Raw genomic sequence first — 13237 nt, 5'->3', positions numbered from 1 at the left:
GGCCAGCCGAGGAGGTGCCGTGAAGCTGCTGATTCTGGAGGCCGGGCACTGCCTGAGCCTGGCGCTGGCCCGCGAGGCCAACCGGCGCAGCGACACCGAGCTCACCATCGAGCCGGGTCTTGCGCCCACGCCCCAGCTGCTCGAGGAGCTGCGCCCGGATGCGCTGGTGATCCCGCCGCTGTCGCGGCCGATCACCGCCGAGCCGGCGGCCGTCACGGCCCATGCCGAGGCGGTCGAGGCCTGCATGGAGGCCTGCCGCGAGGCGGACACCCCGCTGGTATGGTGCGTCTCCGACCAGCTCTACGAGGATGGCCTCGATATCCCCATCGACGAGCACGTGATCCCCGAGCCCCGCGACGACAGCCTGCGGCGACTGATACGTACTGGCGATCGGATCCGTGCCGAATACCCTCGACACCTGATCGTGCGCCTGGGGCCGCTGTTCGCCCTGGAGGGCAGCCAGGCCTGGCTCAGCGAGCTGCTCGACACCCTGGTGGATGGCGGCGAGGTGCGTGCTGAGTCCGATGTGATCTTCTGCCCGACATCGGCGGATGCCGTGGCCATGGCGCTGATCGGCATGCTCCAGCAGCAGCACTGCGGGGCCGAGGCCTGGGGCAGCTACCACCTGGCCGGCACCGAGCCGGTGAGTGCCTACACCTTCGTCTCCATGGTGCGCACCCAGCTCACCACGCGGCTCGAGGGGCGTGGTGAACGGGTTGCGCTGGGCGGCGTCAAGGCGCTGAACCACCACCATGACCAGCCGCTGCGTCGGGTGCTCAACTGCCGGCGGGTGCTGGACGTGTTCGGCGTCCACCAGAAGCCCTGGCGCCTGGAGGTCGGGCGCATGCTGGATACCTGGTGCCTGGCCAGGGACGACGTCAAGGCGGCAGAGGAGTCGATGCCACGATGAATGTGATCCGCAGCCTGGTCTTCTATGCCGGCTACTTCCTGGCGATGCTGGTCAGCGGCGTGCTCTTCCTGCCGCCGGCGCCCTTCCTGCCGCTGCGCTCCCGCTATCGCTTGCTCAACCTCTACAATCACTTCATCATCGCCTGGTTTCGCCTGGCCTGCGGGGTGCGCTACGACTTCCGCGGCCATGAGCGATTGCCTGACGGCCCCTGCGTCATCCTCGCCAACCACCAATCCGAGTGGGAGACCGTCTACCTGCAGCTGCTGCATCCGCCGGTCTGCACGGTGCTCAAGCGGGAGCTGCTGAACATCCCGATCTTCGGCTGGGGGCTGCAGCTGTTGCATCCCATCGCCCTGGACCGCAGCAAGCCCGCCCGGGCCATGAAGCAGGTGCTCGCCCAGGGCAAGTCCCGGCTCGACGAGGGGCTCTCGGTGCTGATCTTCCCCGAGGGGACCCGGGTGGCACCGGGAAGCCAGCGTCGCTACAGCAAGAGTGGTGTGGTGATCGCCTGTCGCGCCGGGGTGCCGGTGGTGCCGGTGGCCCACAACGCCGGGGAGCGCTGGCCGGGACGTCACTGGGTCAAGCGCCCGGGGCGCCTGTCGCTGGAGGTGGGCGAGCCCATCGAGACCGCCGGCCGTACCTCTGAGGAAGTGCTGGTCGAGGTGGAGGCGTGGATCGAGGCCCGGCTGGCCGAGATCTCCGAGGTGCCGCGCCCGGCCACGGCCGAACCGGCGGCCACCGAGAAGCCCCTGGCCTGACGCTGACCGGCCACGCAACGCAAGAGGCGCCCCCAAGGGGCGCCTCTTGCGTTGCGTGCGGAGCGCGACGGATCAGTCGCGGACCTTCTCCAGCACCAGGCAGGCGTTGGTGCCGCCGAAGCCGAAGCTGTTGGAGAGCACCCGCTCGATCTTCACGCCGTCGCGGCGCTGGGTGACGATATCGAAGCCGTCGGCCTGCTCGTCGAGGGACTCGATGTTAGCGGAGGCGGCGATGAAGTCGTGCTCCATCATCAGCAGCGAGTAGATCGCCTCCTGCACGCCGGTGGCCCCCAGGGAGTGGCCGGTCAACGACTTGGTGGAGCTCATCGCCGGCGTAGTGTCGCCGAAGACCTCACGGATCGCCTTGAGCTCGGCCACATCGCCCACTGGCGTCGAGGTTCCGTGGGTGTTGATGTAGTCGATCTTGCCATCGACGCCGGCCATGGCCTGGCGCATACAGCGCATCGCGCCCTCGCCGGAGGGAGCGACCATGTCGTAGCCATCGGAGGTGGCGCCGTAGCCGGTCACCTCGGCATAGATCTTCGCGCCGCGGGCGCGGGCGTGCTCCAGCTCCTCGAGTACCAGCATGCCGCCGCCGCCGGCGATGACGAAGCCGTCGCGGGCCTGGTCATAGGGCCGGGAGGCCTTGTCGGGGGTGTTGTTGTAGTGGGTCGAGAGCGCTCCCATGGCATCGAACAGGCAGGAGAGGGTCCAGTGCTCCTCTTCGCCGCCGCCGGCGAAGACCACGTCCTGCTTGCCCATCTGGATCTGCTCCATGGCACTGCCGATGCAATGGGCCGAGGTGGCGCAGGCCGAGGAGATGGAGTAGTTGACGCCCTTGATCCGGAACGGGGTTGCCAGGCAGGCCGAGACGGTGCTGCCCATGGTGCGGGTGACCCGGTAGGGACCCACGCGGCGCAGCCCCTTCTCGCGCAACAGGTCGGCGGCCTCCACCTGGTTGGCGCTGGAGGCGCCGCCGGAGCCGGCGATCAGCCCGGTGCGTTCGCTGGAGACCTGCTCCGGGGCCAACCCCGAGTCCTCGATGGCCTGGGCCATGGAGACATAGGCGAAGGCCGCGGCGTCGCCCATGAAGCGACGCAGCTTGCGGTCGATCAGGACGTCCAGGTCGATGTCGACGCTGCCGGCCACCTGGCTGCGGAAGCCCCGCTCTGCGTAGTCTTCCTTGAAGCGAATACCCGAGCGCCCGTTCCTGAGCGCGTCCAGAACCTGTTGTGCGTCATTGCCCAGGCAGGACACGATGCCCAGGCCGGTGACTACCACTCGTCGCATGGGAGCCTCCTGTTCAGAAATTCGCGGTGGAGGTGAACAGGCCGACGCGCAGGTCGTTGGCCTGGTAGATGTCGCGGCCGTCGACGGATACGGTGCCGTCTGCCATGCCCAGGATCAGGCGCCGGGTGATGATGCGCTTGATGTTGATGCGGTAGGTGACCTTGCGGGCCTCGGGCAGGATCTGGCCACTGAACTTGACATCGCCGCAGCCCAGGGCGCGGCCGCGGCCGGGGTGGCCGAGCCAGCCCAGGTAGAAGCCCACCAGTTGCCACATGGCGTCCAGGCCCAGGCAGCCGGGCATCACCGGATCGCCGGGGAAGTGACAGCCGAAGAACCACAGGTCGGGGTGAATATCCAGCTCGGCGATCAGCTCGCCCTTGCCGTGATCCCCGCCTTCCTCGTGGATGTGCATGATGCGATCGAGCATCAGCATGTTGGGGGCCGGCAACTGGGCATTGCCCGGACCGAACAGCTCGCCGCGTGAGCAGGCCAGCAGTTCTTCGTGATCAAAGGAGTGTTGCTTGGTCACTGAATCGTTCCGAGAGTCGAGATTGATGTGTGCCGAAAGCGGCCTGGGCCGCCGGGCGGCTGTGCCTAGTCTACTGTCCACACTCGATGAATGCACGCCGAACGGATTCGAGGGGAATCCCCTGCGACCCGATCGCCATGACGCGGCAAGGGGTTCAGATTTTCGCGTGGCAGCCGATAGGTCATGCATGCTCCTGGTCATGCCGGGACATGATTCCATCCACCAAGTGAGCGTCAGCCCTCCATGTGGCCAGCCTTCTCCCTCAATCGTCCCATGCCCTGGGTGGCGCTCTCGGCCTTCTCGGCCAGTCTCTGGCTGCCCGGCATTCCGCTGCGCCTGGCCGCGGCCGTCCTGGTCGTCCTCGGCCTGCTGGATGCCTGGCGCCAGGTGCGCCTGGTGCACCAAAGGGCTCGCCTCGGCGAGGAGGCCCTCTCCCTCTCGGAGGAGGGCGTCATCATCACCGATGCCGCCAACCGCATCGAGGCCGTCAACCCGGCCTTCACCCGCATCACCGGCTACACCCTGGACGAGGTCCGCGGCATTTCTGCCAGCTCCCTGGCGGCACCGCGTCATGACAAGGCATTCTTCGAGCGCTATTGGCAGGCCCTGTGGACCACTGGCGGCTGGCAGGGGGAGATCTGGAGCCGGCGCAAGCAGGGCGACGAGTATCCCGAATGGCTGCGCGTCCGAGCCGTCCATGACGAGGCAGGTCGCATCACCCACCATGTCTGCCTGTTTACCGATATCTCTGTCCACAAGGCCCGGGAGAGGGATCTTCAGCGGATCGGCTTCGAGGACCCGCTCACCGGCCTGCCCAACCGCCGGCGACTGCATGACCTGCTGGCCTCCCGTCTCCGTCACCTGCGGGCGGGCGAGAGCCTGGACATGGCGCTGATCGACATCGATGGCTTCAAGGAGATCAACGACGGCATCGGCGTCGAGCTCGGCGACCGGCTGCTATCGCACTTCGGGCAGCGGCTGGCCAGGCACGCGGCCGGCGGCGTGGTCGGTCGGTTGGGGGGCGACGAGTTCATGGTGATCCGCACCACGACGCAGAGCGATCATGACACCTGGATCAAGGGGCTCCAGCACCATCTGGGTCAACCCTTCGAAATCGACCGGCACAGCCTCCGGCTGGGGCTGACGATAGGCAGCTGCCGCTCCCCCGAGGATGGCCGCGAGGCCGATGTGCTCTTCCAGCGGCTGGAGTCGGCCCTCTTCGGTGCCAAGCGCAACGGTCGCAATCACAGCCTGCGTTTCCGCCCCGCCCTGGATGTCCAGGATAGCCCGCAGCTCGGCCTGCTCAATGACCTCCGCAACGCCCTAGCCATCGGCGGCCAGCTCGAACTGCACTTCCAGCCGCAGTATCGACTGGAAGATGACAGCCTGGCCGGGCTGGAGGCGCTGCTGCGCTGGCGGCACCCCCGGGACGGCATGATCTCCCCCGGCGACTTCATCCCGCTGGCCGAGCGCCACGGCCTGATGTCGACGCTGGGCGACTGGGTAATCGACCAGGCCCTCGCTCAGCTCGCTCACTGGCAGAAGACGGGGATGCCCGAGGCGATGGTATGGATCAACATCTCGGCCATGCAGCTCTTCCAGGGGGATCTGGAGACCGCGCTCGCCACCGGGCTGGCCCGCCATCGGGTGCCGGCCCGGCTGCTGGGCCTGGAGCTGACCGAATCGGTCCTGCTCGACGAGCGTGCCGGCGATATCGCCCCGCGGCTGGAACGGCTGCGACGGCAGGGGCATCAGGTCGCCATCGACGATTTCGGCACCGGCTATTCTTCCCTGGGGTACCTCAAGCACTTGCCGCTGGACAAGCTCAAGCTCGACCGTGCGTTTATCCAGGCGCTGCCCGATGACCGCGCCGACGCGTCCATCGTCTGTGCCGTCCTAGCCATGGCCCGGGGGCTCGAGCTGGAGGTGATCGCGGAAGGCGTCGAGACCGAGGCGCAGCGTGACTTCCTCTTCGCCCAGGGCTGTGCCCAGGTCCAGGGGTTCTTCTATGCCAGGCCCCTGCCGGCGGCGCGCCTGGAGGCCCAGTGGCGGGAGCAGGCCTCAGGGAGCCGGTCTGCTCAGGGCCGGCGCCTTGCCGAGGCGTCCGCTTAGCACCAGGCAGAGCGGATCACGCCGCGCCGGTGAGCGGGGCCGGCCGGGCGCCGGGCTTGGCCAGCAGCAGCTGGCAGGTGCCGATGGTGCGCTCCAGGAAACCGCCCTCGCAGTAGCACAGGTAGTAGCGCCACATGCGGATGAAGCGCTCGTCGTAGCCGAGCCGGCGTACGGTCTCCAGGCTCGCCTCGAAGCGGTGGCGCCACTCGCGCAGGGTGCGGGCGTAGTGCAGGCCGATCTCGTCCAGGTCGATGACGTTGAGCGAGGTATGGTGCGTCAGGCCATCGAGGATAGCGTGGTGCGAGGGCAGGAAGCCCCCCGGGAAGATATGACGCTTGATGAAGTCCATCTCGCGCTTGGCCGCCTCGTAGCGCTGGTCACGAATGGTGATCGCCTGCAGCATGGCCTGGCCGTCATCGGTCAGCAGCCGGTCCAGCGTCGCCAGGTAAGTGCCGAGGTACTGGTGACCCACCGCCTCGATCATCTCCACCGAGATCAGCCGGTCGAAGCGCCCCTCCAGCTGGCGATAGTCCTGCTGCAGCAGGGTGATGCGCTCGCCCAGCCCCTCCTCCTCGATGCGCTGTGCCGTGAAGGCGTGCTGCTCCGCGGAGATGGTGGTGGTGGTGACGCGACAGCCGCGGGTCTTCGCCGCGTGGATGGCCAGCCCGCCCCAGCCGGTGCCGATTTCCAGCAGGTGGTGGTGGGCCTGGACGTCGAGCTTCTCGAGCATCAGGTCGAGCTTGTGGGACGAGGCCTCCTCGAGGCTCGCCTCGGCGTGGGGGAAGACCGCGCTCGAGTACATGCGGTGCTCGCGGTCGAGGAAGGTGGAGAAGAGCGCGTTGCCGATGTCGTAGTGGGCGGCGATGTTGCGCTTCGAGCCGCTCAGGCTGTTGCGCTGCAGGCGGTAGAGGCCGCCCAGCAGCCAGCGGCCGAGGCGCGCCGGGCCATTCTCGATCTCGCCGTTGACCCGCTCCAGGTTGGCGGCGAACAGCCGCACCAGGGCCACCGGGTCGTCGGCGTCCCAGTCGCCGTCCATGTAGGCCTCGGCGGCCCCCACGGTGCCGCCCAGGGCCAGGCGCTTCCAGGCGCGGTGGTGGCGCACCACCAGCGTCACGCGCAGCGCGCCGCCCTGGCCCAGGCGATGGCGCTGATGGCCGTCGGTCAGGATGATGGTGCCGCCCTCCAGGCGGTCGAGCTGGGCCATCACCCGCGGCTTGAGCCAGCGAGTCAGGCGATCGCCCTCGGCGGCCAGGGGGCGGGCGGTGGCGGAGCGAAGCGTGTTCACGACGAGCTCTCCTCACGGGAAGGGGGGTCTTGTCCGGGGTGGTCATGGACCGGGAGGCGCTTGAGCCACAGCCGCAGCGCCTCGAGGTGGATGCCGGCCAGCGTCTTCAGGCTCATCCACGGCTGGCGCGCCAGGGTGGCGAGCAGCACGCCGCGGGTCGCCGGGCGACCCTCGAGGGTCAGGGTGGCGTCGAAGTGGCGCTGGCCCTCCTTCCAGTTCTCCATGTGCATGGACAGCGATTCGCCGGGCGTGTCGAAGCGCCAGCGATAGGTCATGTCCATGGGGTTGAAGGGCGAGACGTGCATGGCCTTGTCGAACTCGGCGGTGTGGCCATGGCGCCGGGGCTCCACGGAGCAGGCGTAGTGCGTGCGCTCGCCCCAGGGGGTGTTGCTCACCTCGCCGAGCAGGGCGCGCAGCTCGCCGCGGGCATCGAAGGCGTAGTAGAGCGAGACCGGGTTGAAACCGAGCCCCAGGGTGCGCAGCTGGGTCAGCACGCAGATGCGACCGTCCGGGGCGCTGCCGAGCTGGCGCTCGAGCTCCTCGCGCACGGCCTGCTTGAGGGGGCGGTCGTGGGGGGCCAGGTAGTCCCGGCGGCGAAAGCGTGCCAGGGCCGGTCGCCGCGCGCTGAAGCCGGGTACGCCGTCGAACAGCTCGGGCAGCTCGTCCAGGTCGAGCCAGGCCATCCACAGGCCGTAGGTGAAGGCGTGGGGACGGGGCAGGAAGCGGCGGTGGCGCAGGCTGCCCCGGTAGATCCGCGAGCGCGGCGTTCGCCTCATGCCAGGCTCTCCTCGATCGCCGGCGACCGGGTGGCGGGAGCCTCGGCGCCCGGGCCCTGCTCGTCGCAGCCCAGGTCCCGGGCAACCCGCAGGGCGCTCCAGACGCCGTCCTCGTGGAAGCCGTTGCGCCAGTAGGCGCCGCAGTAGTGGGTGCGCCGCGATGGCCCCGAGATCTCGTCGTGGCGGGCCTGGGCGGCCTGGCCGGCCAGGGTGAACTGCGGGTGGGCGTAGGTGAAGCGGCCCAGCACCCTGGCGGGGTCGATGGCGGCGCTGTCGTTGAGGGTCACGCAGAAGGTGTGCGGGGCCGTCATGCGCTGCAGGATGTTCATGTCGTAGGTGACCGAGACGCGCGCCGCGTCGCCGCGGCCGTCGAGCCGGTAGTTCCAGCTCGCCCAGGCGCGCCGGCGGCGCGGCAGCAGCCGGGTGTCGGTGTGCAGCACCACCTCGTTGTCGGCGTAGGGCAGGGCGCCGAGGATCTCGCGCTCGGCGTCGCTCGGATCCTCCAGCATCGCCAGCGCCTGGTCGGCGTGGCAGGCTAGCACCACCTGATCGAAGGCCTCCACGCCGCCGTCGCATCGCACCTCGACCCGGTCGGCGTGGCGGCGAAGGCCGCGCACCGGGGTCGAGAGCCGGATGCGCTCGGCGTAGGGCGCGGTCAGGGCCGGGATGTAAGCGCGCGAGCCGCCGACCAGGGTGTACCACTGGGGGCGGTCGTTGACCGACAGCAGGCCGTGATGGCGGAAGAAGCGCACGAAGAACAGCAGCGGGAAGTCGCGCAGGTCGCGGATGCTGGCCGACCAGATGGCGGCGCCCATCGGCAGCAGGTAGCGCTGCTGGAAGTCGGCGTCGTAGCCGCCGGCATCGAGCCAGGCGCCGAGGGTCATGGCCGGGTCGAGCCGGCCGCTCTCCAGTGCCCGGGTCGCCTCGCGGTTGAAGCGCAGGATGTTGCGCAGCAGCCGGTAGAAGCGGGGGCGCAGCAGGTTGCCCCGCTGGGCGAAGAGGCTCGCCAGAGTGTGGCCGTTGTACTCGAAGTCGCGGGCCGTCTCGTGCACCGAGAAGCTCATCTCGGTGGGCTGGGCGGTGACCCCGAGGCGCCCCAGGAGGCGCTGGAAGTGCGGGTAGGTCCAGTCGTTGAAGACGATGAAGCCGGTGTCGATGGCGTAGTCCCGTCCCTCGAGCGAAACGTCGATGGTGGCGGTATGGCCGCCGAGGCGGTCGTCGGCCTCGAAGAGCGTCACCTCGTGGTGGCTCGACAGGTACCAGGCGGCGGCCATGCCGCCAATGCCGCTGCCGATCACGGCGATGCGTTGGGCGGCATTCCGTCGGGCGGCGTCCCGTCGGGCCGTGTCATGCGGGGGGCGAATCGGCGCGTTCATCGGCGAGTCTCCACGGGCGAATCCTGGCGGGTCATGCGCCGGCCCAGGCGATAGCGCAGGCTCGGGGGCAGGATGCCCATCAGCCGGACCAGCAGCGTGAAGCGGCGCGGGAAGTGAATGTCCAGGCGGCGCCGCGCGAGGCCTTCGAGGATCGCCTCGGCGGCGGCGTCGGTGGAGACGCGCATGGGCATGTCGAAGTCGTTGCGGTCGGTGAGCGGGGTCTTCACGAAGCCCGGGTGGATCAGGCTGACCCCGATGCCCTTACCGGCCAGGTCCAGGCGCAACGACTCCATGAAGTGGCTCAGTGCCGCCTTGGAGGCGCCGTAGGCCTCGGCCCGGGGCAGCGGCAGGTAGGCGGCGGCGCTGGAGGTGGCGGCCAGCAGCGGATGGCCACCCGCCTCGCGGGCCCGGCGCAGCAGCGGCAGCGCCGCCTCGATGCCGTAGACGGCGCCGAAGAAATTGGGAGCGAAGACGCGTTCGACGAGGTCGGCCTCGAAGTCGCGCGCGTCCAGGTATTCGCAGGTGCCGGCGTTGAGGATCGCCAGGTCCAGGCCGCCGAATGCCTCGGCCAGGCGCTCGCCGGCCCGCTTGACGGCCTGGCGGTCCGCCACGTCCAGGGGCAGCGGCAGGGCATTGTCATGGCCGTCGCAGAGCTCGGCCAGGGCCGATTCGCTGCGCGCGCTCAGCGCCACCCGGTGCCCCTGCTCGAGCAGGCGCTCGGCCAGGGCGCGGCCGATGCCCGAGGTGGCCCCGGTCAGCCAGATGCGCTGCCTGTCGCTCGCTGTGGTCATGGTCTCTCCCCGTTCTCGGTGGCCGTCAACGGGCCATTTGTCGCTTCACCAGGCGTATCGCGCCCCCCCAGCAGGGGCAGTCGCTCGTAGAGCAGGGCGCCGGCGTCGAAGTAGTCGCGGTGCCGGGCCACCCGGCCGTCCTGTGCGAAGCGCAGGTGCGAGCAGCCCTCGACCTCCACCCCGCGTCCGCCGTCGAGGCGGGGATGCACCAGGTGCATCGTCCAGGTAACGAACCCCGTATCGTGCCGTTGCAGCGTCTCGTGGAAGGTGAAGCGGCACGATGTCACGTTGTCGTACAGGGTGCGGAAGTAGGCCTCCAGCGCCTCGCGGCCCCTGATGTGGTGCAGCGGGTCGATGAAGTCGACGTCGTCAGTGTATACCTCGTATAGCTTTTCTGTACAGGTCTTGTCTAGTTTATTGAAGAAGGCGCAGAAGGCCTCCAGGTCAGGTGCCTGGCGCATGAAAGGGGCTCCGGTGGCAGGTGGGCGTTATGCCGCGTTCAGGGCCTTGAAGGCTTCGAGGGCGCGTGCCCGAGCGGCCCGGTGGTCGACGATGGGGGGCGGATAGTCGACCCCGCCGAGCAGGTCGCTTGCGGGCGCGTGGCGCGCCTTCGCCGGCAGCTCGGCCAGCGCCGGCAGCCACTCGGCGAGGAAGGTGCCGTCGGGATCGAAGCGCGTCGACTGGGTCGTGGGATTGAAGATGCGGAAGTAGGGGGCGGCATCCGTGCCGGTGGAGGCCGCCCACTGCCAGCCGCCGTTGTTGGCGCAGAACTCGCCGTCCACCAGGTGGCGCAGGAAGAAGGCCTCGCCGCGGCGCCAGTCGATCAGCAGGTGCTTGGCGAGAAACATGGCAGTGACCATGCGCAGCCGGTTGTGCATCCAGCCGGTGGCCACCAGCTGGCGCATGGCGGCATCGACGATCGGGTAGCCGGTGCGCCCCTCGCACCAGGCGGCGAAGCCGGCCTCGTCGTCGCGCCAGGCGAGCGCCTCGGTATGCACCTGGAAGGCGCGATGGCGGCAGACCCGCGGGAAGCCCACGGCCACGTGGCGGTAGAACTCCCGCCATACCAGCTCGTTGACCCAGGCCGTGAGCCCGGTATCGCCCTCGGCCAGGGCGCCGTCGTTCTCGGCGAGCACCGCCTGCAGGCACTGGCGGTGGGAGATCATGCCCAGCGCCAGGTAGGGCGAGAGCTCGCTGGTGCCGCGGATCGCCGGGAAGTCACGCTGTGCGCCGTAGTGGCGCCCCCGGAAGCGCAGGAAGCGCTCCAGGCGGTCGGCGGCGGGCTCCTCGCCGGCCGGCCACTGGCGGCCGTCGACGGGCGTGTCGGCAAGCTCGGGGAGCTCGGGCAGCGGATCGGAGGCGATGTCGAGCCGCGCCTGGGGCGGCGGGGTGTCGTGCAGGGCGATGCGTTGCGGCGTCAGCTGGCGGTGCCAGGCCTTGGCGAAGGGGGTGAAGACGCCGTAATAGTCGCCCTTGCCGGTGAGCAGCTCCCCCGGGGCGAAGGCCACGGCGTCATGGTGGCCGGTGGCGGTGAGACCCGTCTCGTCGAAGGCCTCGATCACCGCGGCATCGCGGGTGAGCTCATCTACCGGGTATTCGCGGTTGAAGTGCAGGGCGGCGGCGCCGGTCTCGCGGGCAATGGCCAGCAGGGTCGCCGGGGCCTGGCCGAAGTCGTCGATGTCGCGGTGCAGCAGTGAGATGCCGAGGCCGCCCAGGCTATCGCCCAGGGCGGCCACCCCGCGGCCCCAGAAGTCGAGCTTGTTGGCGCCGTGGCCGTGGCGTTGCCAGTGGGGGAGGCTGCGCAGGAAGACGGCGATCACGGGGCCCTGGTGGGCGGCCGCGGCCAGGGCGGTGTTGTCCTGGATGCGCAGGTCGCTGCGAAACCAGACGATCACGGGGCGGGTCATGGGTGGCTCCGGTTCAGCGGATGGGAAGGCGGGCCTGGAGGCGCTCCATGGCCTCGCCGAGGTCATCGCCCAGCAGCTCCACCCGGGTCTCCTCCAGGTCGGCCTCGCGGATGCGGGCCATGGGGCCACAGGCCATCAGCGGCACCTCGAGCTGCTCGGCCAGGCGCGGCAGCTGGCGCCTCACCAGCTCGGCCTTCTCGGCCTTGCCGCTGGCCAGCAGCAGGGCCGCCGCCTGGAAGCGTTCCACCGCCAGCGGCAGTTCGCTGCAGGGCAGCGGGGCATCGAAGAGGTGCACCCGATAGCCGCGGTCGCTGGCGGCCAGGGCCGTGAGCAGCACCCACAGCGGGGCGGGGTCATCGGGCAGGGGCGCGACCAGCAGCGTCGGGCCCTTGCCCAGCCGGTTGGCATGCAGCAGCCGGGTGCCGATGCGGGTGCGCAGGAAGGTCTCGAGGGTACGGCGCTGCAGCGTATCGCCGAGCTGCTCGCCCCAGCCCTCCTCGAGCTGGCGGACCACCGGCTGCCAGAGCTCGGCCAGGCAGGTCGGCACCGGATAGAGCGCCAGCGACTGGTTGAACAGCTCCTCCAGGCGCGTCAGGTCCAGGGCCTGCACGGCGCTGACCAGCAGGCGACGCTGGCCGGGCCAGTCGCCGGCCGCCGGCGCCGGGGTCTCCGCGGTTTCCGGCTGGTCGAGCAGCTCGCGGACCTGGCTGACTGGCACCCCGCGATTGAGCCACTGCAGGATGCGCTCGACGCGCTCGATGTCCTCGCGGGCATAGAGGCGGTGACCCTTGGGAGTCCGTTGCGGCTTGATCAGGCCGTAGCGACGCTCCCAGGCGCGCAAGGTGACGGAGTTCACCCCGGTCAGCCGGGAGACCTCGCGGATCGGGTAGAGCGGCGTGTCGGCCGGGCTCCTTGCCGGGTCAGTCATGAGCGTACCGACTCCCCTGCCTGCTCGGCGACCACCGCCGCCAGGGCTTCGACGAAGGCGGGATGCTCGCCCACCGGGGGCAGAAGCGTCAGCTCGATGGCCGGGTGGGTGGCGGTCAGGGCCTCGACCTGGCCGGGCACGTCGCGGCGCAGGTGGCGGCCGGCGGCGAAGAACAGCGGCAGGATCTCGGCGCGTTCGACGCCCGCCTCGGCGAGCTCGGCCACGGTGGACTCGAGCGACGGCTCGCTGAGCTCCATGTAGGCCAGGCGCAGCGGGGTCTCAAGGCGGCCGGTGAGGGCCTCGGCGAAGTGTTCGAAGGGGGCTCGCCAGTGCGGGTCGCTGGAGCCGTGGGCGAGCAGGATCAGGGCATAGGACATGGAAGTCTCCAGTCGCGATAGGTCAGGGGGCGTCGGCCGCCAGGGCCTGCCCGCAGGCGAGGCCGGCGATGCCGGCGCCGATGATGGCGGTGGAAACGGGAGGCTGGGGCATGGTCATCTCGTGCAGTCAACGGCGTTCATCGCTAGACTAGCAGAAGTGTACAACGGCTGTATAACTCACGGTGGCTTGTCTTAATG

General features: G+C 69.7%; 13 protein-coding genes. 3 read left to right on the top strand and 10 right to left on the bottom strand.

What is annotated here, in order from left to right; all coding sequences use genetic code 11:
* Positions 1 to 19 precede the first annotated feature (19 nt).
* Both OP498_RS12660 and OP498_RS12655 read left to right on the top strand, forming a co-directional pair.
* Positions 20 to 910: a sugar nucleotide-binding protein gene (locus OP498_RS12660; protein WP_280553776.1), complete on the top strand. Its 891-nt coding sequence runs from the start codon at positions 20 to 22 to the stop codon at positions 908 to 910.
* Positions 907 to 1668 (top strand): lysophospholipid acyltransferase family protein, encoded by a 762-nt coding sequence (locus OP498_RS12655; RefSeq protein ID WP_280553775.1) that lies wholly within the window; start codon positions 907 to 909, stop codon positions 1666 to 1668. Before OP498_RS12660 ends, OP498_RS12655 begins: the two co-directional genes overlap by 4 nt.
* A gap of 72 nt (positions 1669 to 1740) precedes the next feature.
* On the opposite strand, the gene fabB is transcribed toward OP498_RS12655, so the two are convergent.
* Both fabB and fabA read right to left on the bottom strand, forming a co-directional pair.
* On the bottom strand, positions 1741 to 2958 hold the full coding sequence (gene fabB / locus OP498_RS12650) for a beta-ketoacyl-ACP synthase I (RefSeq protein ID WP_280553773.1): 1218 nt from the start codon (positions 2956 to 2958) through the stop codon (positions 1741 to 1743).
* A gap of 13 nt (positions 2959 to 2971) precedes the next feature.
* Complete coding sequence (gene fabA, locus OP498_RS12645) at positions 2972 to 3487, bottom strand: 3-hydroxyacyl-[acyl-carrier-protein] dehydratase FabA (protein WP_280548417.1); 516 nt, start codon at positions 3485 to 3487, stop codon at positions 2972 to 2974.
* 243 nt (positions 3488 to 3730) lie between these two features.
* Here fabA and OP498_RS12640 point away from each other — a divergent pair, with 243 nt between their 5' ends.
* Positions 3731 to 5599, top strand: a complete 1869-nt coding sequence (locus tag OP498_RS12640; RefSeq protein ID WP_280548416.1) for a GGDEF domain-containing phosphodiesterase — start codon at positions 3731 to 3733, stop codon at positions 5597 to 5599.
* Positions 5600 to 5615: 16 nt separating this feature from the next.
* Here the strand turns inward: OP498_RS12640 and OP498_RS12635 are convergent, their stop codons facing one another.
* The 8 genes from OP498_RS12635 to OP498_RS12600 all read right to left on the bottom strand — a co-directional run bounded on the left by OP498_RS12635 (position 5616) and on the right by OP498_RS12600 (position 13039).
* Positions 5616 to 6803 carry a cyclopropane-fatty-acyl-phospholipid synthase family protein gene (locus tag OP498_RS12635; protein WP_280548528.1) on the bottom strand — a complete coding sequence of 396 codons (1188 nt, stop codon included), beginning with the start codon at positions 6801 to 6803 and terminating at the stop codon, positions 5616 to 5618.
* Positions 6804 to 6880: 77 nt separating this feature from the next.
* On the bottom strand, positions 6881 to 7660 hold the full coding sequence (locus tag OP498_RS12630; protein WP_280548414.1) for a DUF1365 domain-containing protein: 780 nt from the start codon (positions 7658 to 7660) through the stop codon (positions 6881 to 6883).
* On the bottom strand, positions 7657 to 9036 hold the full coding sequence (locus OP498_RS12625; RefSeq protein WP_280553771.1) for an FAD-dependent oxidoreductase: 1380 nt from the start codon (positions 9034 to 9036) through the stop codon (positions 7657 to 7659). Before OP498_RS12625 ends, OP498_RS12630 begins: the two co-directional genes overlap by 4 nt.
* Positions 9033 to 9827 carry an SDR family NAD(P)-dependent oxidoreductase gene (locus OP498_RS12620; protein WP_280553770.1) on the bottom strand — a complete coding sequence of 265 codons (795 nt, stop codon included), beginning with the start codon at positions 9825 to 9827 and terminating at the stop codon, positions 9033 to 9035. Before OP498_RS12620 ends, OP498_RS12625 begins: the two co-directional genes overlap by 4 nt.
* Entirely contained in the window at positions 9824 to 10288 is a 465-nt protein-coding gene (locus tag OP498_RS12615; protein WP_280553769.1) for a nuclear transport factor 2 family protein, read from the bottom strand. Before OP498_RS12615 ends, OP498_RS12620 begins: the two co-directional genes overlap by 4 nt.
* Before the next feature lie 27 nt (positions 10289 to 10315).
* Complete coding sequence (gene phrB, locus OP498_RS12610; RefSeq protein WP_280553768.1) at positions 10316 to 11734, bottom strand: deoxyribodipyrimidine photo-lyase; 1419 nt, start codon at positions 11732 to 11734, stop codon at positions 10316 to 10318.
* A 13-nt stretch (positions 11735 to 11747) separates the two neighbouring features.
* Entirely contained in the window at positions 11748 to 12662 is a 915-nt protein-coding gene (locus tag OP498_RS12605; protein ID WP_280548405.1) for a MerR family transcriptional regulator, read from the bottom strand.
* Positions 12659 to 13039 carry a CbiX/SirB N-terminal domain-containing protein gene (locus OP498_RS12600; protein WP_280553766.1) on the bottom strand — a complete coding sequence of 127 codons (381 nt, stop codon included), beginning with the start codon at positions 13037 to 13039 and terminating at the stop codon, positions 12659 to 12661. Before OP498_RS12600 ends, OP498_RS12605 begins: the two co-directional genes overlap by 4 nt.
* Positions 13040 to 13237: the final 198 nt, after the last annotated feature.

The organism is Halomonas sp. 25-S5, assembly GCF_029889845.1.
GTDB lineage: Bacteria > Pseudomonadota > Gammaproteobacteria > Pseudomonadales > Halomonadaceae > Halomonas.
This window is presented reverse-complemented; position numbering and strand designations above follow the sequence as displayed.

Coding starts and splice junctions, on each gene's coding strand:
- OP498_RS12600 (WP_280553766.1), bottom strand. CDS start 13,039: ATGTCCTATGCCCTGATCCTGCTCGCCCACGGCTCCAGCGACCCGCAC.
- OP498_RS12640 (WP_280548416.1), top strand. CDS start 3,731: ATGTGGCCAGCCTTCTCCCTCAATCGTCCCATGCCCTGGGTGGCGCTC.
- phrB (WP_280553768.1), bottom strand. CDS start 11,734: ATGACCCGCCCCGTGATCGTCTGGTTTCGCAGCGACCTGCGCATCCAG.
- fabB (WP_280553773.1), bottom strand. CDS start 2,958: ATGCGACGAGTGGTAGTCACCGGCCTGGGCATCGTGTCCTGCCTGGGC.
- OP498_RS12625 (WP_280553771.1), bottom strand. CDS start 9,036: ATGAACGCGCCGATTCGCCCCCCGCATGACACGGCCCGACGGGACGCC.
- OP498_RS12605 (WP_280548405.1), bottom strand. CDS start 12,662: ATGACTGACCCGGCAAGGAGCCCGGCCGACACGCCGCTCTACCCGATC.
- OP498_RS12635 (WP_280548528.1), bottom strand. CDS start 6,803: ATGGCCCAGCTCGACCGCCTGGAGGGCGGCACCATCATCCTGACCGAC.
- OP498_RS12630 (WP_280548414.1), bottom strand. CDS start 7,660: ATGAGGCGAACGCCGCGCTCGCGGATCTACCGGGGCAGCCTGCGCCAC.
- OP498_RS12615 (WP_280553769.1), bottom strand. CDS start 10,288: ATGCGCCAGGCACCTGACCTGGAGGCCTTCTGCGCCTTCTTCAATAAA.
- OP498_RS12655 (WP_280553775.1), top strand. CDS start 907: ATGAATGTGATCCGCAGCCTGGTCTTCTATGCCGGCTACTTCCTGGCG.
- OP498_RS12620 (WP_280553770.1), bottom strand. CDS start 9,827: ATGACCACAGCGAGCGACAGGCAGCGCATCTGGCTGACCGGGGCCACC.